Source organism: Streptomyces sp. NPDC059534, from assembly GCF_042743475.1.
In the GTDB taxonomy this organism is placed as follows: domain Bacteria; phylum Actinomycetota; class Actinomycetes; order Streptomycetales; family Streptomycetaceae; genus Streptomyces.
Window position 1 is genome coordinate 138365 of sequence record NZ_JBHWAQ010000022.1, and the last position, 21330, is coordinate 159694.

At 74.3% G+C, this 21330-nt stretch carries 13 protein-coding genes; 6 read left to right on the forward strand and 7 right to left on the reverse strand.

Annotated features, from left to right (window positions below):
• Nucleotides 1-9: 9 nt before the first annotated feature.
• Entirely contained in the window at nucleotides 10-984 is a 975-nt protein-coding gene (locus tag ACFVZH_RS25450; RefSeq protein ID WP_384900572.1) for an aldo/keto reductase, read from the forward strand.
• Between the two features lie 34 nt (nucleotides 985-1018).
• Here ACFVZH_RS25450 and ACFVZH_RS25455 read toward each other — a convergent pair whose 3' ends face one another.
• The 4 genes from ACFVZH_RS25455 to ACFVZH_RS25470 all read right to left on the reverse strand — a co-directional run bounded on the left by ACFVZH_RS25455 (nucleotide 1019) and on the right by ACFVZH_RS25470 (nucleotide 5968).
• The gene (locus ACFVZH_RS25455; protein WP_384900574.1) at nucleotides 1019-2356 is read right to left on the reverse strand and encodes a PrsW family intramembrane metalloprotease; all 1338 of its coding nucleotides are present in this window, start codon (nucleotides 2354-2356) and stop codon (nucleotides 1019-1021) included.
• A 41-nt stretch (nucleotides 2357-2397) separates the two neighbouring features.
• Nucleotides 2398-3126, reverse strand: a complete 729-nt coding sequence (gene trmB, locus ACFVZH_RS25460; protein ID WP_384900597.1) for a tRNA (guanosine(46)-N7)-methyltransferase TrmB — start codon at nucleotides 3124-3126, stop codon at nucleotides 2398-2400.
• Between the two features lie 141 nt (nucleotides 3127-3267).
• Entirely contained in the window at nucleotides 3268-4452 is a 1185-nt protein-coding gene (gene lhgO, locus ACFVZH_RS25465; RefSeq protein ID WP_384900575.1) for an L-2-hydroxyglutarate oxidase, read from the reverse strand.
• Between the two features lie 76 nt (nucleotides 4453-4528).
• A complete protein-coding gene (locus tag ACFVZH_RS25470; protein ID WP_384900577.1) occupies nucleotides 4529-5968 on the reverse strand; it encodes an MFS transporter in 1440 nt (479 codons plus the stop codon).
• A gap of 570 nt (nucleotides 5969-6538) precedes the next feature.
• On the opposite strand from ACFVZH_RS25470, the gene ACFVZH_RS25475 reads away from it, so the two are divergent.
• Together ACFVZH_RS25475 and ACFVZH_RS25480 are read left to right on the forward strand one after the other, a co-directional pair.
• On the forward strand, nucleotides 6539-8773 hold the full coding sequence (locus ACFVZH_RS25475; protein ID WP_384900599.1) for an asparagine synthase-related protein: 2235 nt from the start codon (nucleotides 6539-6541) through the stop codon (nucleotides 8771-8773).
• Between the two features lie 313 nt (nucleotides 8774-9086).
• Complete coding sequence (locus ACFVZH_RS25480) at nucleotides 9087-12392, forward strand: ATP-binding protein (RefSeq protein WP_384900579.1); 3306 nt, start codon at nucleotides 9087-9089, stop codon at nucleotides 12390-12392.
• Here the strand turns inward: ACFVZH_RS25480 and ACFVZH_RS25485 are convergent.
• Complete coding sequence (locus ACFVZH_RS25485; RefSeq protein ID WP_384900581.1) at nucleotides 12379-14550, reverse strand: sigma-70 family RNA polymerase sigma factor; 2172 nt, start codon at nucleotides 14548-14550, stop codon at nucleotides 12379-12381. The genes ACFVZH_RS25480 and ACFVZH_RS25485 overlap by 14 nt on opposite strands.
• 206 nt (nucleotides 14551-14756) lie before the next feature.
• Nucleotides 14757-15566 (reverse strand): TetR/AcrR family transcriptional regulator, encoded by an 810-nt coding sequence (locus ACFVZH_RS25490; RefSeq protein ID WP_384900582.1) that lies wholly within the window; start codon nucleotides 15564-15566, stop codon nucleotides 14757-14759.
• 335 nt (nucleotides 15567-15901) lie between these two features.
• On the opposite strand from ACFVZH_RS25490, the gene ACFVZH_RS25495 reads away from it, so the two are divergent.
• Both ACFVZH_RS25495 and ACFVZH_RS25500 read left to right on the forward strand, forming a co-directional pair.
• Nucleotides 15902-17266: an NAD(P)/FAD-dependent oxidoreductase gene (locus ACFVZH_RS25495; RefSeq protein WP_384900584.1), complete on the forward strand. Its 1365-nt coding sequence runs from the start codon at nucleotides 15902-15904 to the stop codon at nucleotides 17264-17266.
• Nucleotides 17267-17372: 106 nt separating this feature from the next.
• Nucleotides 17373-19031, forward strand: coding sequence for a SpoIIE family protein phosphatase (locus ACFVZH_RS25500; RefSeq protein ID WP_384900586.1), 1659 nt, complete (start codon nucleotides 17373-17375; stop codon nucleotides 19029-19031).
• Here ACFVZH_RS25500 and ACFVZH_RS25505 read toward each other — a convergent pair.
• Complete coding sequence (locus ACFVZH_RS25505) at nucleotides 19028-20302, reverse strand: MFS transporter (RefSeq protein ID WP_384900588.1); 1275 nt, start codon at nucleotides 20300-20302, stop codon at nucleotides 19028-19030. The genes ACFVZH_RS25500 and ACFVZH_RS25505 overlap by 4 nt on opposite strands.
• A gap of 154 nt (nucleotides 20303-20456) precedes the next feature.
• On the opposite strand from ACFVZH_RS25505, the gene ACFVZH_RS25510 reads away from it, so the two are divergent.
• On the forward strand, nucleotides 20457-21023 hold the full coding sequence (locus ACFVZH_RS25510; protein WP_384900590.1) for a MarR family winged helix-turn-helix transcriptional regulator: 567 nt from the start codon (nucleotides 20457-20459) through the stop codon (nucleotides 21021-21023).
• Nucleotides 21024-21330 lie beyond the last annotated feature (307 nt).

Here is a 21330-nt window from a genome sequence, read left to right on the forward strand (position 1 = left end):
GATCCACCCATGACCACTCTCCGCCCGCTGGGCAGCTCCGACCTGCACGTCTTCCCGCTCGCCCTGGGCGGCAACGTCTTCGGCTGGACCGCCGACGAGGCACAGTCCTTCGCCGTCCTCGACGCCTACGCCGCCGCGGGCGGCAACTTCGTCGACTCCGCCGACGTCTACTCCGCCTGGGCCGAGGGCAACGAGGGCGGCGAGTCCGAGACCGTCATCGGCCGCTGGCTCGCCTCCCGGGGCAACCGCGCCGACATCGTCGTCGCCACCAAGGTCGGCGCCCACCCCCACTTCAAGGGGCTCTCCGCCACCACCATCAAGGGCGCCGCCGAGGAGTCGCTGCGCCGCCTCGGCACCGAACACATCGACCTCTACTACACGCACTTCGACGACGAGTCCGTGCCGGTCGAGGAGATCGTCACCGCCCTCGACCAGCTGGTGAAGGACGGCAAGGTGCGCGCCGTCGCCGCCTCCAACATCTCCCCGGAGCGGCTGCGCGCCTCCCTCGACTTCGCCGAGGCCGAGGGCCTCACCCGCTACGTCGCCCTCCAGCCGCACTACAACCTGGTCTCCCGCGAGACCTACGAGGGCCCGCTCCTGGAGACCGCCGAGCGGGCCGGTCTCGCCGCCGTCCCCTACTACGGCCTCGCCTCCGGATTCCTCACCGGCAAGTACCGCCCCGGCGCCACCGTCGACAGCGTCCGCGCCGCCGGAGCCGGCGGCCACCTCGACACCGAGCGGGGCCGGGCCGTCCTCTCCGCGCTCGACACGGTCGCCGAGGCGCACGGGGCGGAGCTCGCCACCGTCGCCCTCGCCTGGCTCGCCTCCCGGCCCACCGTCGCCGCGCCCATCGCCTCGGCCCGTACGGTCGAACAGCTCCCGGCGCTGGTCGCGTCCGCCGGCCTCACGCTCACCGAGGCCGAGCTGACCCTGCTCACCGAGGCGTCCGCCGGCCAGCGGGTGTCCCGCGACGCCGCTCCCTGATCCGGCCCGATCGGCACGACACCCCTCGACACCCCTAGCTCCGGTACGGGTTGTAGCCGCCGTAGTCCAGGTACTGCGGCGGCGCCCACACCCGGCCCGTCGCCCGTGCCGCGTACGTCAGCGCCGGCGAGGCGACCTGGCGGCGCTGCCACAGGTGGTGCAGCAGTTCCTGCTCGCGGGCCGGGAAGTCCGGTCCGGCCGTGCCGCGCCGGGCCCGGTCCCGGAGGAACGCGAGGGTCGTCGCGAAGGACTCGTACTCGCCGACGGCCCGCGCCGCCGCCGGGCCGTACGTCCGGCCGGCGGACGTCCGGGCCAGCCGGCGGGCGCGCATCGAGGAGAGCGCGAGCGGCTCGGCGGGGGAGAGCCAGCCGGCCGCCGCGTACGCCGGGAGCTCGCCGGATATCGTGCGCAGTTCGCGCTGCCGGCTCCAGACGGCGAGCCAGGTCAGCAGACCGAAGGCCGGGACCATGAGGGCCCCGTACACCGCGAAGAACGCCCACGGGCCGCCGAAGGTGGCCGAGCCGTTCCAGGCGGCGTGCAGCCCCATGGCGAGCAGCAGTCCGGCGAGCGGCAGCAGCACCCGGCGGAGCCGTCTGTCGCGCGGGGCGAGCGCGGCGAACCCGAAGCCGATGCCGGTGAGCACGGTGAACAGCGGATGCGCGAACGGCGACATCACGATCCGGACGAAGAACGTCCCGGCGGTCACCATGCCGATGCCGGAGGAGCCGAACTCCTGGTCCTCGCCGAAGGCGTTGCCGAGATAGAGGATGTTCTCGGTGAAGGCGAAGCCGGTCGCGGTGAAGCCGGCGAAGACAACCCCGTCGACGAGCCCGCCGAAGTGCCGCCGGCGGAAGAGGAAGAGCAGCAGGATCGCGGCCGCCTTCGCGCTCTCCTCCACCACCGGGGCGATCACGGTGGCCCCGAGGGTGTCGGCCGAGTCCGGATCGGCGGTGGCCGTCGCGATCCAGCGGACCGCGAAGGAGTTGGCGAGGATCGCGACGAGCGCGGCGGCGAAGGCGCCCCAGGCGAAGGCGAAGAGCAGGTTCTTCCAGGGACCGGGCTCGACCCGGTCGAGCCAGCGGAACGCGGCCATGAGCAGCGGTACGGGAAACACCGCGAGGCCCAGGCCGACGAGGAAGCCCTGGGTGCCGGTCTGCTCGCGGACCAGCGCCAGGATGACCAGGGCGCAGAGGGCCAGCAGGACGACGACGGTGATCGCCCGCACCAGGCGGCTGCGCCAGAACGCGCGGCGGGGCCGGTAGCGCCACTGGGACCGGTCGGCGGCGGCCGGGAAGGCAGGCTCGTCGGTGTCCCGGTGCGGGACGGGCGCGGTGTCCTCGGGGGGCCGGTCGGCGGGGGCGTGGTTCGACACGTGAGCGACCCTAACGACCCCCACCGACACCGGGCGAGGGATTACCCGCGCGGGGCCCTGCGGAAGAGCAGGTCGTGCACGACGTGGCCCTTGTCCAGGCCCTGGCCCTCGAAGCGCGTGACGGGACGGAAGTCGGGGCGGGGTGCGAAGCCGCCGTCCGCCCGCGTGTTCTCGAAGTCGGGGTGCGCGGAGAGGACCTCCAGCATCTGCTCGGCGTACGACTCCCAGTCGGTGGCGCAGTGCAGCACGCCGCCGGGCTTGAGCCGGGTCGCGAGGAGGCTGAGGAACTCGGGCTGGATCAGCCGCCGCTTGTGGTGGCGGGCCTTGGGCCAGGGGTCGGGGAAGTAGACCCGGCAGCCGTCGAGGGAGTCCGTCGCCAGCATCTCGCGGAGCAGGATGATCGCGTCGCCGTTGGCGACCCGGACGTTGGTCAGGCCGTTGCGGTCGGCGAGCCCGAGCAGGTTGCCCTGGCCCGGGGTGTGCACGTCGACCGCGAGGATGCCGGTGCCGGGGTCGGCGGCCGCCATCTGCGCGGTCGCCTCGCCCATGCCGAAGCCGATCTCCAGGACGACCGGCAGTCCGCCGAACATCTCGTCCAGGTCGAGGACGCCCTTGCCGTCGATGTCGAGGCCCCAGTCGGGCCACCTCTTCAGCATCGCCTCCGCCTGGCCGTACGTGACGCGGCTGCGGCGCGGCTGGAAACTCCGGATCCGCCGCTCGTGATGCGCCCCGGCCGGGTCGGGCAGCGGCCCTTCACCGGGGGCGAACATCCGGCTTCCCCGCCGCGCGACGGGCTGGGCGGGGGCGGGGGTGGGCTGGGTGTTCATCTCAGGCTGCTCAGACACAATGCCGTCGATTCTACGGCGCCGCCCCGGGCCGGGCCTCCGCCCGGCCCGCCTCCGTGCGCGGGGTCACAGCAGGGCCAGGGCGCGGCCCGCCACCTCGCGGCCGATGGGCAGGGAGGCCGTCGCCGCCGGCGAGGGCGCGTTGAGGACGTGGACCGTGCGGGCCGCCTCGCGGATGAGGAAGTCGTCGACGAGGGTGCCGTCCCGCAGGACCGCCTGGGCCCGCACGCCGGGCGCCGCCCGTCGCAGGTCGGACTCCTCGACGACCGGCAGCATCCGCCGGACCGCCTCGGTGAAGGCCCGCTTCGAGAGGGAGCGGTGCAGTTCGCCGGCGCCGTAGCGCCAGTGGGCGCGGGCGATGGACCAGGAGCCGGGCCAGGCGAGGGTGGAGGCCAGTTCGCGGGGGCGGACGACGGACCAGCCGTATCCCTCGCGGGCCAGTGCCGGGACCGCGTTCGGTCCGACGTGGACGCCGCCGTCGATGCCCCGGGTGAGGTGGACGCCGAGGAAGGGGAAGGCGGGGTCCGGCACGGGATAGACCAGGCCCCGGACGAGCGAGGGGTCGGTGAGCTCGTAGTACTCCCCACGGAAGGGGACGATCCGCATGCCCGGGTCGTCGCCGGCGAGCCGGGCGATCCGGTCGCAGTGGAGCCCCGCGCAGTTCACCAGGACCCGCGCCCGCACCACGCGGCCGTCGGCCGTCCGCACGGCGACGCCCCAGGGCCGCCGGTCGATGACGGTGACCTCCGCGCCGTACAGGATGCGGGCGCCGGAGGACTCGGCGAGCCGCTGCGACACGGCGCCGTAGTCGCAGATGCCGGTCGTGCCGACGTGGATCGCGGCGAGGCCCCGCACCCGGGGCTCGTACTCGCTGATCTGGGTCGGGCCGAGCTCGCGCACCGGGATGCCGTTCTCCCGGCCGCGCTGCACCAGGGCGTGCAGCCGGGGCAGCTCCTCGCGCGTGGTGGCGACGATCAGCTTCCCCGTCACCTCGTGCGGAATGCCCCATTCTGCACAGAACTTGACCATTTCGGCCGCGCCTTCGACGGCGAACCGGGCCTTGAGCGAGCCGGGGCGGTAGTAGATCCCGCTGTGGATCACCCCGCTGTTGCGCCCGGTCTGGTGGCGCGCGAGGGCGTGCTCCTTCTCCAGGACCGTGACCCGCGTGCCGGGAGCGGCACGCGTCAGCGCGTACGCCGTCGACAACCCGACGATCCCGCCGCCGATCACCAGCACGTCACAGTCAAACACCAGCGCCACCTCCCACCCCCGATAGTGCACTGGCCCACTGACAACGCCGCTAAACGCTCACGTCGTGGGACGCGTGTCACGCCGGAGTGACGAGGAGCGGCCGGGCGCGCTCCCGCAGCTCCATGACGCGGGGCTCGTCCCCGTACGGTTCCAGCCGGTGGAGCAGGTCCCGCACGTACTCCGTGGTCCGTGCCGACGAGATCCGCCCCGCCACCTCCACCGCGCGCGTGCCCGCCGCGCACGCCGCGTCCAGGTTGCCCGACTCCAGCTCGGCGACGGCCGAGACGACCAGCCGCAGCCCGTGCGAGCGGACGAACTCCTCGGTGGGCCGGGAGAGCGCCTGCTCGGTGAAGCGGCGCACCTCGCGGGGCGCCTTCAGGTCCCGGTAGCACTCGGCGGCGTCGGCGCAGAACCGGTCGTACGAGTAGAAGCCGAGCCAGGTCGGGTCGGCGTCGCCCGCCCGGGACCGCTCCAGCCAGCCCTCGGCGGACTTGAGCGCGGCCGCGGCGGCGACCCCGTCGCCGGCCTTGGCGTGCGCCCGGGCCTCGACGAGCCGGAAGAAGGACATGGTGCGGGCGGTGGCGAGGCCCCGGTTGCGTTCCAGGGCGGCCTGGGCGAGGTCGACGCCCTCGTCGGCGAAGCCCCGGTAGGTGGCCTGGAGCGACATGGAGGCCAGGACGTACCCGCCGAGGGGCACGTCGGCGGCGGCGCGGGCGAGCCGCAGGGCCTGGATGTAATAGCGCTGGGCGGCCTCCTGCTGCCCGGTGTCGAAGGCCATCCAGCCGGCCAGGCGGGTCAGCTCGGCGGTCGCGCCGAACAGGGCCCGGCCGACCTCGTCCGAGTACGAGCCGAGCAGCAGCGGAGCGGCGTCCACGCGTAAGCACTCGGGGACCATGGAGGAGCGCCAGTCCCCGCCGCCGTACTTGGAGTCCCAGCGCCGTGCGTCCTCGGCGGCCTCGCGGAGCTTGGCGACGTCGCTGTGCCCCACGCGCGCGTGCTCCGTGGCCGCCGTGGCGGTGACGCCCGCACCGGGGCGCGGCGCCTCGCGCTCGACCGACGGGTCGGCGGGGGTGATCAGCCAGCGGGACGTCGGGGTCGCGTAGGCGCTGACCGCGAACGATCCGGCCAGCGACTGCCAGATGCCGCCGCCCGCCCGGCGCCCGGCGAGATCCAGCCGGTACAGGTCGGTGGCGGAGCGGACCGCCTCGCCCACGTCGCGGGGGAAGGCGAGCCCGACCTCGGGCGCCGGGTCGGCGTCCGCGAGCCCGATCTCGTGCAGCGGCACGGGCCGGCCGAGCTTCTGCCCGATCGCCGCGGCGATCAGGTGCGGGGCGGCGCCCTGCGGCACCATGCCCTTCGACACCCAGCGCGCGACCGAGGTCTTGTCGTATCGAAGTGTCAGACCCCGTTGCGCACCGAGGTCGTTGACGCGCCGGGCGAGCCCGGCGTTGCTGATTCCCGCGAGGGCGAGAACCGTGCCGAGCTTTTCGTTCGGCCCGCGTTGCTCCCTGGACATGACGCCACCCCTCGACCACCCAGACGGCCGCCACGACGCCGGGCATAGGCGTGCGGCATTCGTAAACACAGCGTAGTTCGCCGCATCCCTACCGTTAAGGGGCGGTGTTCCGTATGGCGAGATTGTTGTGTGACCGGTCGTCGGAGGCGTCCGCCGGGCCGGCTCGTGCTCCCGTCGTGTGGCCGTGCGCCCGGCCGTGCGCTCTCGTCCGGCCGGTGGGGGAGCGCTTCCATGAGAACCGCGTGGGTCGGCCCGCTCGGCCGGGAACGGTGTCCCGGACCAGTGGGCTGGGGGATATCGCCGCCCCATTCCCCGCGGGCGGCGGACGGTGCCGGGAGGCGGGAGCGCCTCCCGGGCTGCCGGTGGCCGGTGAGGAGCCGGACCACCCGGACGTGTTTCAAACCCATCGGGGGCGGTCGATATTTGGCCGAATGACGCCGGTGTGCCGCCGGCTTTCAACTGGCCCATGCCAGGGGCGCATTCACCTTTCGCGCGCGTGCACCCGGACCCCGCCCCGTGCGCCGTTGTCGTGGCAGCATGTCTCCCACCGAAACGGATGTGGAGGCGCCGATGCGATGGCTGGTGGGCTGGAGCAGTGTCGCCGCGAACGTCGCCACGACCGCCGGGACCCGGGCGGGAGCGGTGAACAGCGGATACGGCTCCGGGGGCCACGGCACCGGCTCCGGAGGCCACGGCGCCGGCTGGTCTCCCGGTCACGGCTCCGACTTCTCCTCTTCCTCCTCCGACTACGGCTCCGAGCGGGCGGCCGAGGGGCGCACGGTGCAGCCCGTGGGCGCACAACTCCTCTGGAACGGCCCCGATCCGCTGTGGGCGGTCGGCGACTGGCGGCCCGACGAGGTGCGCGTGGTGGCCGTCGACGACCACACCCGCCTCGCCGTGCTCGGCTGTTGCGCCGCGAGCGACGAGGAACTGCGGATCGGCCTGCTCACCGCGCGCGGGGGCGCGTTGCGGCACCTCACCGCATGGCCCGGCAGCTACACGGCCGTCGTCACGGCGGGCCGTCGCGTCACCGTCACCGGTGACCTCGCGGGCGCCCGGCCGGTGTTCCACACCCCGTGGGCCGGCGGCACCGCGTTCGCCACCGCCGCCCTGCCGCTGGCCGACCTCGTCGAGGCCCAGCTCGACATCGGTCACCTGGCCGCTCTGCTCGCCTGCCCCGAGACCCCGGAGGCGCTGCGCGACTCCACCCCGTACGAGGGCGTCCGGCGCGTGCCCCCGGGCCACGCGCTGATCCTGCGGGAGGGCGCGCGGGAGATCGCCGGGTACGAACAGGTCGCCTCGCTCGCGGTCGCCGCGGCCGAGGCCGACCCCCGGCAGGCCGTCGAAGGGGTGCGGGACGCCCTCGTCGAAGCCGTACGGGCCCGGCTCACCGCCCCCCGGCACGCGCCCGAGGTCCCGCTTCCCGACCCCGGCCCCGTCCCCGGCATGGGGCCCGCCGACCGGCGCGCGGCCCGGGGCGCGGGCCCGGCCCCCGGCATCGGCGCCGACCTCTCGGGCGGCAGCGCCTCCGGCACCCTCGCCCTCCTGGCGGCCGGGCTCCCGGGGGTGCCGGGCACGATCATCGGGCACGGCGCGGGCGCGGGGGAGCGGCTGCTGGCCGTCACCTTCAACGACCTGGCCACCCGGGACGGTTCGGGGCGCGAGGAGGAGCTGAAGCGGGCCCGGGAGCTCGCGGCGGACCCGCGCCTGCACCACGTCGTCGTGGCCGCCGGCGAGGAGGCGCTCCCGTACGCCGCCCTGGACGGGCCGCTCACCGACGAGCCGGGGCCCTCGCTCGTCACGGCCGAACGGCACCGGCGGCGGCTCGCGGGCGGCAGCGCCGACCACTTCACGGGCATGGGCGCCAAGCAGGTCCTGGACGCGCACCCGGCGCGCCTCGCCGACCTCCTCATGGACCGCAGGCGCCGCTCCCTGGTGCGTCCCGTGACGGCGCTGGCCAAGGCGTCGGGGCCGTCCGCGGGTGCCTTCCTGGTGCCGCTGACCGTGTACCGGGCGGCGCGGAAGCTGGCCCGTACCCCCTACCGGACGGGGCTCGAGGCGGCGGCCCGGCGCGTCCTGGAGGCGAACCGCACGGCCCCGGACGGCTTCGGCCCCCTGGAGGCGTCGCTGTCCGCCCTCGCCTGGTCGCGGCCGGGTCCCGCGGCACGGTGGCTGACGGGGGAGGCACTGGCCGAGGTATCGGTTCGTCTGAACCGGGCGGCGACCCTCCCCACCTCCGTCCAGCGCCCGGGCGAGGCACGCGCGCGTGCCGCCCTCGCCCGGGCCGCCGCCGACCACCGGGTCCTGGAGCAGGCCGCGGAGATCCGCGGCCAGCGGCTGCACGCCCCCTTCCTCGACAACCAGGTCGTACGGGCCTGCCGGGAGCTCCCCGAATCGCTCCGGGTCCAGCCCGACGCCCGCGCCGGCGTGCTGCGGACCGTCCTCTCCGGCGCCGGTATCCACGACCTCCCGGCGGGCTGGGGCGCCCCCCACCCGGCCGTGCCCGCCGCCGCCACCCGCGCGGGCCTCCGGGCCGCCCTCCCCCACCTCGTCGCCCTCTTCGACGCGCCGCTCCTCGCCGACGCCGGCCTCATCGAGGCCCGCGTCGTCCGCGGCGCGCTGCGCGCCGCCGCCGACGGCGAGCCCGTCCCTCTCGACGGCCTCGCCGACCTCGTCTCCACCGAGCTCTGGCTCCGCCGCCTCCTCGCCCGCCGCGGCTCCTGCTGGACCAGCACGACGGAACCCCGCGCCCACCGCGCGGTCCAGGGCCCGCTGATCCCCGCGACGAGGTCGCTTCCGGCGTGAGGGGCGGCGCGACCGCAGGACGAGACGTCACAGCACGCTCGTTCGAGTGGACGCGCTCCGGACCGGGTCGGGCTGAAGATCCGGGCGTATGCGCGCGGGGGCATCCCCGTCTACCTCCTCATCGACCGCGAGGCCGCCGAGGCCGTCGTCTGCTCCGGGCCCGCGGGCGACGACTGCGACCACCAGTCCGTCCACAAGCTGGGGACGGTCGTCCCGCTGCCACACCCGCTCGGCTTCGCGCTCGACACCTCGGCCTTCCGAGGTCCGGGTAAACCCCGAGGCGCGGGTCCGGGCCACCGGACACAATGGGCCGGTGCGGTATCTCATCCTCGGCACCACCGAGGCCCTTCGGTCCGACGGCACCCCCCTCCCCCTCGGCGGCGCCCGGCTGCGCGCGCTGCTGGCCGCGCTGGCGCTGCGCGGCGGACGGGCCGCGTCCGTCACCGAACTCGCCGACGACGTGTACGGCGACGAACCGCCGCTCGACACCCCCGCCGCCCTCCAGGCCCTGGTCGGCCGTCTGCGCCGGGTCATCGGCAGGGAGGCCGTCGCCTCCACGCCCGGCCCCGGCTACCGGCTCGTCGCCGGACCCGACGACATCGACCTGTACGTCTTCGAGCACCTGGTCAGGGACGCGGGCACCCGCCTCGACGCCGACGACCCCGACGCCGCCGCCGCACTCCTCCGGGAGGCCCTCGCGCTCTTCCGCGGCCCCGCCCTCGCCGACCTGCCCGAACCGGCCGGCGTCCGCCCCGAGGCCCAGCGGCTCGCGGCCCTGCGCCGGCGCGTCGAGGCCGACCTGCGCCGGGGCGCCGTCGACGGGCTCGTACCGGAACTGTCCGAGCTGACCACCACCCACCCGTACGACGAGACCTTCCAGGCCCAGCTCATCCGCGCCCTGCGGGCCGAGGGCCGCCAGGCCGACGCCTTCACCGCGTACGAGTCGGCCCGCCGCACCCTCGCCGACGGCCTCGGAGCCGACCCCGGCCCCGAACTCGCCGCGCTCCACCGCGAACTCCTCACCGGAGCGGCTCCGGCCGAGGCCCCCGCCCAGGCCCCGCCGACCGCCCCCGCGCCCGCGCCCGCGCCCGCGGCGGACGCGCCCCACGCCACCGCCCAGGCCGCCACCGCCGACCCCCCGCGCGGCAACATCCGCCCCCGGCTCACGTCCTTCGTCGGCCGGGAGCCCGAGCTCGCCGCCCTCGACGCGGACCTGGACCGCTCGCGACTCGTCACGCTCACCGGCCCCGGCGGCTCCGGCAAGACGCGGCTCGCGGAGGAGGCGGCGCTCCGGGCCGTCGGGCCGGCGGCCTGGATCGCCGAGCTCGCCCCGCTGGACGACCCCGAGGCGCTTCCCGGCGCGGTGCTCTCCGCGCTCCGGCTCCGGGAGATCAACCTGATCACCCGTGACGGCGTGCCCCTCCAGGACGACCCGGTGGTCCACCTCGTGGAGCACCTGGCCCGCCGCCCGCTGCTCCTCGTCCTCGACAACTGCGAGCATGTGATCGACGCGGCCGCCGCGCTCGCCGAGACCCTCCTGACGCACTGCCCGCGGCTGCGGATCCTCGCCACCAGCCGTGAACCCCTCGGTGTCCCCGGCGAGTCGGTGCGCCCCGTGGAGCCGCTGCCGCCCGACCCGGCCCACCGGCTGTTCGCCGAGCGCGCCCGGGCGGTGAGTCCGGCGTTCGACCCCGTCCGGGACGGCGTCGCGGTGGACGAGATCTGCCGCCGCCTGGACGGTCTGCCGCTCGCCATCGAACTGGCCGCCGCCCGGCTCAGGCTGCTCACCCCGCGCCAGATCGCCGACCGCCTCGACGACCGGTTCCGGCTGCTCACCTCCGGCTCCCGTACCGTCCTGCCCCGTCAGCAGACCCTGCGCGCCGTCGTCGACTGGTCGTGGGACCTGCTCGACCCGGACGAGCGGACCCTGCTCCGGCAGGTCTCGGTCTTCGCCGGCGGTTGGGACCTGGCCGCCGTGGAGGCCCTCTCCCCGCGCGCCGCCGACTCCCTGGGCGCCCTGGTCGACAAGTCGCTCGTGGTCGCCACGCCCGTCGACGGAGGGGAGATGCGCTACCGCCTCCTGGAGACCATCCACGAGTACGCCTCCGAGCGCGCCGCCGAGACACCCGGCCTGCTCGCCGCCGCCGAGGCCGTCCACACCGCCCACTTCACGGCGCTCGCCGAGACCGCCGAGCCCAAGCTGCGGTCCGGGGAGCAGCTGCCCTGGATCGAGCGGATCGAGCGCGACCTCGACAACATCCGCGCCGCCCTGCACCGCACCCTCCTCGCCGCCCCGGACGAGGCCGCCGCCCACCGGCTGGTCTTCGCCATGGGCTGGTTCTGGTGGCTGCGCAACTACCGTCCCGAGGGCCTGGCCTGGGCCGAACGCGCGCTCGTGCTCGGCGAGGACCCGGAGGATCCGGGGGATCCGCGGTTCTGGCCGCGCATGCGCCTGCGGATGCTGTACTTCTTCCTCGCCGTCGAGAACCACATCGCCGGCGAGTTCCGGGACGACCCCGAGGTCTCCGCCGTGGTGCGGCGGGTGCGTGCCGCGTTCGGCACGGACCCCGGTCCCGAGGCCGCCCGTTTCCCCGGCCTGCTCTGGCCGTTCACCGCGTACCTCACCGAGGAACCGGCCACGATCCGCGCCATGCTGGACGCCGCCGTCGACAACTGCCGTCGCCACGGCGGCGACTGGGAGGTCGGCGTCACCCTGATGTTCCGTACGCACATGGTCGTCGACATGCCCGGCGACATGCCCGGGGTCGACGAGGACCTGGCCGAGCTCCATGGCCTGGCCCGCCGGGTCGGCGACCGCTGGATGGGGGCGCAGATCGCGAGCGCGGCGGCCGAGGCCCACATGATGCGCGGCCGCCACACGGAGGCCGGTGCGGCGTACGAGGAGGCCCTCCGGCTCGCCCGCGAGGTCGGCGCGCACGCGGAGAGTCCCTTCCTCCTCGCCCGTCTCGCCGAACTCTCCTTCCACTGCGGTGACATGGAGGCCGCCGAGAAGGGGCTCGCGGAGGCCGAGGCGGAGGCCGAGCGCTACCGCGTCCAGGACTCCCGTACGTTCGTCGGCTTCCTGCGCGCCGCCATCGCGCTCCACGAGGGCGAGATCGAGAAGGCCCGCGTCCTGCTGGAGGAGGCCGCCCGGCTGGTCTCGGTCGGCACCCCGCCCGCGCATTTCTCGGCCGCGGTGACCGGCCTCACCGCGCTCGTCGAGGCGTACGAGGGCAGGGGCGCCGAGGCCGTGGCCCATGCCGTGTCGGCGCTGCGGGCCGCCCGGGACGGCCAGTGCGCGAACCTCGTGTACGCGGCGCTCGGCGAGGGACTCGCCCTCACCCTGGCGGAGGTGGGCGAACCCGCTCTCGCCGCGACCGTCCTGGCCGCCGTCGACGTCTGGCGCCGTGACATACCCCGTTCCGTCCCGCAGCTCCGGGACGCCGAGGCGGTGAACGCGAAGGCGCTCGCCGCGCTCGGCGCGCCCGGCCTCGCCGCCGCCCGCGCGGCCGGCACGGGGCTCGACGTCGACGCCGTCCTGGCCCTCGTCGGGTCCTGCCCGGCGAAGGACCCCGACGGTACGGGGGCGGCCGGGGGCGCGGGGCTCAGGAGCAGCTGATCCGGGAGTCCGCCCAGTCGGCGACCGCGGCCCGTCCGAACGGCGTGTGCTCCTCCACGACGAGCCGGAGGGTGCTGCGGCCGGAGATGTCGACGTGCACGGGAAGCGGCGGGTCGCCCGCCCGGACGACACCGGAGCGCCAGAGCCGCTCGCCGTCCCCGTAGACGGAGAAGCGGACGCCGCCGACGCCGAGGAGGGCGCTCAGGTCGTCGATGCCGGCGATCGCGTCGTAGCTCGTGCACTGCCGGTTGAGGTCGACCAGCAGCGAGGACGGCGCGTGGACGCTGACCCCGTGCGCGTAGGTGGTGCCGCCGAGGGAGAGGTTGTTCCGCTGCCACATCCAGCTGCTGTCCGAGAGGGCCACCTCGGGCTTGGTGCCGTCGCCGAAGATCCCGTACTGCAGCTCGTTGACCTGGTAGACGGTCGGAGGTGCGGGCTTCGGCGGGGGCGTCGTCGGCTTCGGCGAGGGCTTCTCGGGCGTGGGCGTCGGCTCAGGGCCGGGCGGCGGGGTCGGCTTCGGCGTCGGCTTCGGGCTGGGCTTCGGCGGGGGCGTCGGCTTCGGGGAGGGCTTCTCGGGCGTCGGTGTCGGCTCGGGCGCCGGCGGCTCGGACCGTACGGGCGGCGGCGGGGGTACGGGCGTGGGCGCGGCCTTCGGCGGCGGCGCGGGCTCCGGCGGCACCACCGGGTTCACGACCGGCGGCGCGGGCTTGGGCGCGGCCACCGGCTGCGGGTCCCCGGCCATGGCCCAGACGAGTCCGGCGGCCGCGGCGACCGCTATGGCGGCGGCGATGCCGGCCTTCGCGGGCGCGCCGAGGCCCTCGGCGGCGGCCCCGCCGGAGGCCGTGCCGCCGGAGGAGCCGGAGGCGGCGGCCGCCGCACCGGCACCGGCCGCGCCGACGGCGCCGCCGGCGACGACACCGGCCGCCTTGAGGGAGTACCCGGCGGCGAACCAGCCGATGACGGCGACCGGCAGCAGCGCGGGGATCCCGGCGTTGACATGGGCGAGTTCACCGGCGGCGAGCCGGCACTTGGCGCATTCGTCCAGATGCTTGCGCAGGCCGCGCTCGGCCCGCATCCGCAGCCCGCCGCGCGCGTAGGCGCCGAGCCGGTCCGCGTAGCGGGCGCAGTCGCCGCCCGCGGTCAGCGACTGGCTGACGTGGGCCTGGAGGTACGCCTGCTTGAGGCCCTCGCGGGCCCGGCTGGCGAGTACGGCCGTCGCGTTGGCGGTGAGACCGAAGAGGGGGGCGACGTCGCTCGGCGACTCCTCCTCGACGGTGGTGTGCCACAGCACGGCCTGCCAGCGCTCGGGCAGCGACCGGAACGCCTGCATGGCGAGCGACTGCTCGGCCTCGTGCATGGCGCGGACGTCCGCGCCGAGGTCCATCGTGTCCTGGTCGGAGACCTCGGAGGAGCGGGCGGCCTCCGCGGCGAAGACGGCGAAGTCCTCGACGAGGTGCTCGCGCTTCTGGGTCCTGGCCCAGTTCGCCGCGGCCCGCCGGACGGTGGTCATCAGGTAGGCGCGGACGGCCTGTTCGGGTCCGGCCCCGCCCCGGACGGCCTGGAGGGTGCGGGCGAACACCTCGGCCGTCAGGTCGTCGGCGGTGTGCGCGTCCCGGCAGCAGGTCCGGGCGTACCGCCGCACCGCGTCGGAGTGGCGGCGGAACAGTTCCTCGTACGCGGAGTCGTCGCCGTCCCGCATGAGCTGGACGAGTTCGGAGTCGGAGGGCGGCAGGACGACGGGCGGCGGGAGCACGCCTTCGGACGCGTCGGCGTCCTCGGCGTCGGGGAATCCCCGGGATCCCGAACCGGCCGGGGGCGTCGGCCCGTACGGCTTGCCCTCCCGCTGCTGCGGCACGCTCGCGTCGATCCGGTCGATCGGATCGAGGTGTTCGGCCTGGTCGAGCTGTTCGGCCCGACCCGGCTGCTCGGTGCGGTCGGTGCGGTCGGTGCGCCGATCGGTCCGGTCGCTCCGGTCGGTCTGTTCGGGAAGTCCCGGCGGAGCCACCGCACCCGCCTGGCCCGGCACACTCGCCGAGCCGGCCGCGCCGCCGGAGTGGCCAACCGGGCCGCCCTGGCTCGGTACCTGCCGGGAGGGCAGTCCTCCGGGTTCCGTGCCGCCGCCGTCGCCCAGCGGTTGGTCCCGACCCTCACCGCTCATCGCGGAAGCCCCCGTACGCACGCCCAGACCCGAACACCGGGCAAGCCTGCCACAGAGCGCGGGCACGCCGAAGCGGCGCGTCCACTTACCACTCGTCCGGGGAGACTTCCGGTATCCGGGCGTAACCGCTCACACGTTCGTGTCATGCTCGTTGGTCCGCCCGGACCACGGAACAGCCTTCTTCTCCCCAGGGGGGACCGCGGGTCCTACCGGGACCGCAGGCCCTCGAGCAGGATGTCGAGGAGCCGGGCCGAGGCCGCCGCCTGCTGCACCGCGTCCGGCAGGGCCGGGGCGGCCGTGGCGATGACGAGGAGGACGTCGGCCACGGTCACGTCCGTCCGCAGCTCACCCGCCTCACGCGCCCGGTCGACGAGCCGGCCGACGACCTCCAGCAGCTCCGCCGCTCCGGCGTCGTCCCGCTCGTCCGCCGGCACACCGCGCGGCGCGACCATGCGCGCGTCGGCCTGCTCGGCGACACCCCGCTGGGACGGCACCCAGGCCGCGTCGTCACCGTCGTGGCCGACGGGCAGCACCACCGGCTCGTCCACACCCACCCGCAGCACCTGCGGCGGAAGCAGCCGGCCCGCGCCCGAGGCGACCGAGGTCCGAAGGAACCGGGAGAGCGCCGACCACGGCTCCTCCTCCTGGCCCAGCGCGGCCCGCGCCTGCTCGGTCAGCCGGGAGGTCTCCTCCTCGGCTATCCGGCGCACCAGCACGTCCTTGCTGGGGAAGCGGCGGTAGACGGTGCCGACCCCGACCCGGGCGCGGCGCGCCACGTCCTCCATCGGAGCCCCGTAACCGAGCTCGCCGAAGACCTCGCGCGCGGCCCGCAGGACGTGCTCCAGATTGCGCTGGGCGTCCACCCGAAGCGGCGCGGACCTGCCGCCGGACGGCACCGTCCCGTTGCGCGACTCGGGGACAGCGCTCCCCGAGCCATGGCCGTCGTCGACGATCGCCGTTCCGGCGCCCGACTGCCAACGTGAATCCTGAATCTGCATAAGCGTTCCCCCGCTCATGATGTCTCCCCCCGGAGACTCCCCGCCCTGACACGGGGTTTCCGGCCGATCAGCGCTTCGGTCCACGCGCTCCGATCCGACACCCCGTCGAAGTACGAACATAGTTGAGTCCGGGTCAATTCAGAAGGGGAAGTTCCGTACGGTCCGCCCCCCGATCGGAGCAAGGCCCGGAACACTCCCGATTCCGACCCCTCATCGGACCCGCTCCACCTGCCGTGACCTGCGTCGATCCCTCCGCACGCCCATCGCGCGCCACCCCGCGCCTCCATACCCCTCCGGTCACACAATTTGCTGAGCCTGTGGACAAACCACGGACGGCGGTGCGTCATGGGACAGTGACCGAACCTGCGCGCATTCTCGTGGTCGGCGGTGGATACGTCGGCATGTACACCGCGCTGCGCCTCCAGCGGCAGCTCAGGGCCGAGCTCAGAGCCGGCACCGCCGAGATCGTGGTGGTCACCCCCGAGCCGTACATGACGTACCAGCCGTTCCTGCCCGAGGCCGCGGCCGGCTCCCTCTCGCCCCGCCACGTCGTGGTGCCGCTCCGCCGGGTCCTCGACCACTGCCGGATCGTCATCGGCGAGGTCCGGTCCGTCGACCACGCCAAGCGGACCGCGACCCTCGCCACCCTCGCCACCGAGGAGGAGGGCACCGGCGCGACCGAGCTCACCTACGACGAGCTGGTCATCGCACCCGGCTCCGTCTCCCGCACCCTCCCGGTCCCCGGCCTCGCCGACCACGGCATCGGCTTCAAGACCGTCGAAGAGGCCATCGGCCTGCGCAACCACGTCATCGAGCAGATGGACATCGCCTCCTCCACCCGCGACCCCGCGCTCCGCGACGCCGCCCTCACCTTCGTCTTCGTCGGCGGCGGCTACGCGGGCGTGGAGGCCCTCGCCGAGCTGGAGGACATGGCCCGCTACACCGCGCGATACTACCACAACGTCAAGCCGGAGGACCTGCGCTGGGTCCTCGTCGAGGCATCGGACCGGATCCTCCCCGAGGTCGGCGCGGAGATGGGCCGGTACGCGATCCGCGAGCTGCGCGGCCGGAACATCGACGTACGCCTGGAGACCCGCCTCGACTCCTGCGAGGACCGGGTCGCCGTCCTCAGCGACGGCACCCGCCTGCCCACCCGCACGGTCGTCTGGACCGCCGGAGTGAAGCCCGCGCCCGTCCTCGCCGCCACCGACCTGCCGCTGAACGAACGCGGCAGGCTCCGCTGCACCGCCGAGCTCGCCGTCGACGGCGCCCCCCACGCCTGGGCCGCCGGCGACGCCGCCGCCGTCCCCGACGTGACCGCGGAGGAGCCCGGCAGGGAGTGCGCGCCCAACGCCCAGCACGCCGTCCGCCAGGCCAAGGTCCTCGCCGAGAACATCGCGGCCTCCCTCCGGGGGCAACCGCTCAAGCAGTACGCGCACGCGTACGCCGGCTCCGTCGCCTCCCTCGGCCTCCACAAGGGAGTCGCCCACGTCTACGGACGCAAGCTCAAGGGATATCCGGCCTGGTTCATGCACCGCGCCTACCACCTCAGCCGGGTCCCGACCTTCAACCGCAAGGCCCGGGTCCTCGCCGAATGGACCCTGTCCGGCCTGTTCAAACGGGAGATCGTCTCCCTCGGCTCGCTGGAACACCCCCGCGCCGAATTCGAACTCGCCGCCGCTCCGCCACCCGACCCCGGCGACAAGCCGTCGTCCTGACATCACTGTCAGTGCACTCGTCCACACTGGACGTGTGACCATAGGTGGGCTCACACCTGCACAGCGTGACTCTGCACGGCACCGACACCACGAGGCATACAGATCCGTGAACTTCACCCGTTGGAGCGCCCGGCTCCCCGGCACGCAGCGCCGCGCGGCGCGGGGCACCGAAGGCTCCGTGCCCGCCGCCCGCGGTGAGTACGGTCAGCAGCTGGAGCACCTCGACGCCGACATCGACGCCGACGCCCCCGCCCTGGAGGACTTCTCCGTACGCGAGCTCCTCGGCCGGCTCCCCGGCCTGGTCGCGCTCGTCTACGGCCCGGAACACCGGGTCGCGTACGTGAACGACGCCTACGCCGCCGCGTTCGGCCCCCGCCCCGCCGGCGCCACCGTCGCCGACACCTGCCCGGAGGCCGAGGAACTCGGCCTGCTGCCGCTCATGGACCAGGTCCTCCGCAGCGGCAAACCCCGTACGGTCAAGTCCCGCCGCACCCAGGACGGCGGGTCGTACACCGTCACCTGCCTGCCCGTGGACAGCCCGCACCTCGACGGCGGCGGAGTCCTCGTCCACGCCGCCGACGTCACCGACCACGCCGAGGCCGCCGAGCGGCTGCGGGCCAGCGAGCGCCGCCACCGGGAGACCGCCGTCACCCTCCAGCGCTCCCTGCTCCCGCAGGACCTCGAACAACCCGACGATCTGCGGATCGCCGCGACCTACCAGCCCGGCGGCACCGACGCGGCCGTCGGCGGCGACTGGTACGACGTGATCACCCTCGGAGCCGGCCGCACCGCACTCGTCATCGGCGACGTGATGGGCCGCGGCGTGCGCGCCGCCGCCGTCATGGGCCAGCTCCGCACCGCCGTCCGGGCCTACGCCCGCCTGGACCTGCCCCCGCACGAGGTGCTCCAGCTCCTCGACGGCCTCGCCGCCGAGATCGACGCCAGCCAGATCGCCACCTGCGTCTACGCGATCCACGACCCCAGCGAGGGCAAACTCGTCTACGCCTCTGCCGGCCACCTCCCGATCCTCGTCCGCGACGAGGACGGCACCGTCCGCCGCGCCGAGGACCCCACGGGACCGCCGCTCGGCACCGGCGGCTGGCTGCACGCCTCCGGCTCCATCGCCCTGCCGCCCGGCTCCACCGCCGTCCTCTACACCGACGGCCTGGTCGAGCGCCGCCGCGAGGACATCGACGAGGGCGTCGCCGCCCTGGCCCGCGCGCTCTCCGGCGCCAGCGGAACCCCTCAGGTCGTCTGCGACCGGCTGCTGCGCTCCCTGGGCGTCACCGCCGAGCACGACGACGACGTGGCCGTCCTCGTCGTCCAGCACCCCTCCCGCGAGGGGACCGACGCCGAGCTCTTCCACAACGCGGCCCTGGAGCTCCTCGGCGGCGTGGAGGCCGCCCCCCGCGCGCGTGCCTTCGCCTCCGGCGTCCTGTCGAGCTGGCGCTTCCCGGTCGAACTCCGCGACCTGGGCGTCCTCGCCACCAGCGAGCTCGTCGCCAACTCCCTCCAGCACGGCACCCCGCCCATGCGGCTGCGGCTGCGCCGTACCGACCGCCGCCTGATCATCGAGGTCACCGACGGGGACGACCACCTCCCGCGCCGCCGCAGGGCGGAAACGGAGGACGAGGCGGGTCGCGGGATCTCGATCATCGCGACGATCGCCTCGTCCTGGGGCAGCCGCCGCACACCGGGCGGCGGCAAAGCGGTCTGGTGCGAGTTCGCCCTCCCGAACCGGGTGGTCAAGGAGGACGCCCTCTAGGCGGCCGCCTCGACCTTCCGCTCCGGCCGGTGCCGGGCGACGACCTTCGACGGCTTGGCCGACGCGAGCGACGGCTGGTTCTGCTCGGGGGTCAGCTGCCGGCCGAGCCGGACGGCCAGGAAGGTGATGCCGAGCGAGAAGAGCACGAACGTCACGATGTACGGACCGTGCAGCGCGGCCCCCATGGGCCCGCCCACGGCCGGACCCACGGCCAGCGCCAACTGCTTGACCAGCGCGAAGGCCGAGTTGTACTGGCCGACCATCGACTCCGGCGCCAGGTCGGCCACCAGCGGCGCCACGGTCGGCGACAGCATCGCCTCACCGAGCCCGAACAGCGCGTACGTGGAGACGAACGCCGCCGTCGCCATCGCCTGGCTGCCGTGCCCGAGGCCCGCGTACCCGGCGATCAGCCACGCCACGGTCCAGATCAGACCGACGGACGCGATCACCCGGGTCCGCTTGCGGCGCTCGACGAACCGCAGCACCAGGAACTGCGCGGCCACGATCACCGCCGTGTTGGCGGCCAGCGCGATCCCCAGCGTCGACGGCTCGATCCCGGCCGCCTCGGTGCCGTACGCGGCGAGCCCCGACTCGAACTGTCCGTAACAGGCGAAGAAGAGGACGAAGCCCAGCACGCACAGCTGCACCATCGCCTTGTGCCCGAGCAGCGCGCGGACACCGCCGCCCTTGCCGCCCTCGGAGGGACGGGCGCCCTGGAGCGCGGGGGAGCCCGGCATCCGCACGGTCCCGACGACCGCCGCCAGGACCAGGAACATCGCCGCCTCGATCGAGAACAGCAGGATGAAGCTGCCCGGCCGGCTCGTGTCGACCAGCAGACCGCCGATCAGACCACCGACACCCAGTCCCAGGTTCTGCAGGAAGAACTGCATGGCGAAGGCCCGGGTCCGGCCGACGGGCGTCGAGCACCAGACGATCATCGTCGCGAGAGCCGGCTGCAACACCGCCGTACCCGCGCCGAGCAGCGCCGCGGCCCCCACGGCCGCCGGCACGCTGGACGCGAAGCCCATCGCCACCGCGCCCACCGCGGCGACCACCGAGGCCACCAGGAGCACGGGCACCGGCCCGCGCCGGTCGATGGCCCGCCCGCTGAAGGGCAGCACCAGCAGTGCGGCCATGGCGAAGACCGCCAGGACGATGCCCGCCGTCGCCGCGCCCAGATCCCGCACCTGGGCGACGTACACATAGAGGTACGGCACCGTGAAGCCGAGTCCGAACGCGCTCAGCGCGCTGCCTGCCTGAATCCGGCGCATTGCCGCGCCCCTCGCCTCGGTCACACTCACCCACTTCGGTCGCAGGTTCAGAGGTGTAGCCCTGAACCTTGAAGACTTCAACACTAAAGTTAACGGCTTAACAGTACACAGTGAAGGACTTCAATGCCAACGAGGAGCGTGGGATACTCGCCGCATGTCCGACACCACCGAGCGGTCCGGCCAGCAGGCCCCCCAGGAGCCGAGCCTCGACGAGCAGATCGCCGCCTATCAGCGCGAGTTCCGCGACCTCGACCCCCAGGTCGAGAAGGTCGTCTCCGCCCTCGGCCGGCTGAACCGCCGGATGAACGTGGCGTACGGCCGCCAGCTCTCGGACCTCGGCATCAGCAATGCCGAGTGGGAGGTCCTCAAGACCCTCGTCCTCGCCGGCGAGCCCTACCGGCTGGGCCCCGGCGAACTGGCCAAGCGCCTCGGCCTCACCCCGGCCGCCATGACCCACCGCATCGACCGGATGGCGGGAGAGGGCCTGGTCACCCGCGACCGCGACGAGAACAACCGGGTCCGCGTGATCGTCGAGCTGACCGACGAGGGCCGCTCCAAGTGGCTGGAGGCCATGCGCATGGCCACCGCCTTCGAGGAGGACCTCCTCCAGGACCTCACGATCGACGAGCGGGGAGTCCTCGGCGAGATCCTCATCCGCCTTCTCCGCCGCGTCGAGCTCACCCAGCCCGACGCCGGCGGCCGCCTGAAGGACCTCGACTGACCCCGCTGGGCGGACCTTGACACGCCTCCACTGGATGCGTAGTGTTCTCCGAGTTGTCACCGAGCCGGAACGGTTCTTCGACAACCACTCCCGCCGCTGATGCGGCACCTCTACTCAGCACGAACTCCCCACCGGGACGAATTTCGGCATGCCGAAATTCATTTCGAAAGTCTCGATTATGAGGCGCCGGGGAAATCCGCTAGAGTTTGAGACGTCGGAACGGCCCAACAGCCGCAAAGACAAACCCCGCTGACTGGGAATCAGACGCCGAAAGGATCTGATAGAGTCGGAACAGCCGGAAGGGCCC

What these genes read in the sequence shown, in the direction of transcription:
- ACFVZH_RS25450 (WP_384900572.1), top strand. Translation starts at nt 10, where the DNA reads ATGACCACTCTCCGCCCGCTGGGCAGCTCCGACCTGCACGTCTTCCCG.
- trmB (WP_384900597.1), bottom strand. Translation starts at nt 3,126, where the DNA reads ATGTTCGCCCCCGGTGAAGGGCCGCTGCCCGACCCGGCCGGGGCGCAT.
- ACFVZH_RS25470 (WP_384900577.1), bottom strand. Translation starts at nt 5,968, where the DNA reads ATGTCCAGGGAGCAACGCGGGCCGAACGAAAAGCTCGGCACGGTTCTC.
- ACFVZH_RS25475 (WP_384900599.1), top strand. Translation starts at nt 6,539, where the DNA reads ATGCGATGGCTGGTGGGCTGGAGCAGTGTCGCCGCGAACGTCGCCACG.
- ACFVZH_RS25485 (WP_384900581.1), bottom strand. Translation starts at nt 14,550, where the DNA reads ATGAGCGGTGAGGGTCGGGACCAACCGCTGGGCGACGGCGGCGGCACG.
- ACFVZH_RS25490 (WP_384900582.1), bottom strand. Translation starts at nt 15,566, where the DNA reads ATGAGCGGGGGAACGCTTATGCAGATTCAGGATTCACGTTGGCAGTCG.
- ACFVZH_RS25505 (WP_384900588.1), bottom strand. Translation starts at nt 20,302, where the DNA reads ATGCGCCGGATTCAGGCAGGCAGCGCGCTGAGCGCGTTCGGACTCGGC.
- ACFVZH_RS25510 (WP_384900590.1), top strand. Translation starts at nt 20,457, where the DNA reads ATGTCCGACACCACCGAGCGGTCCGGCCAGCAGGCCCCCCAGGAGCCG.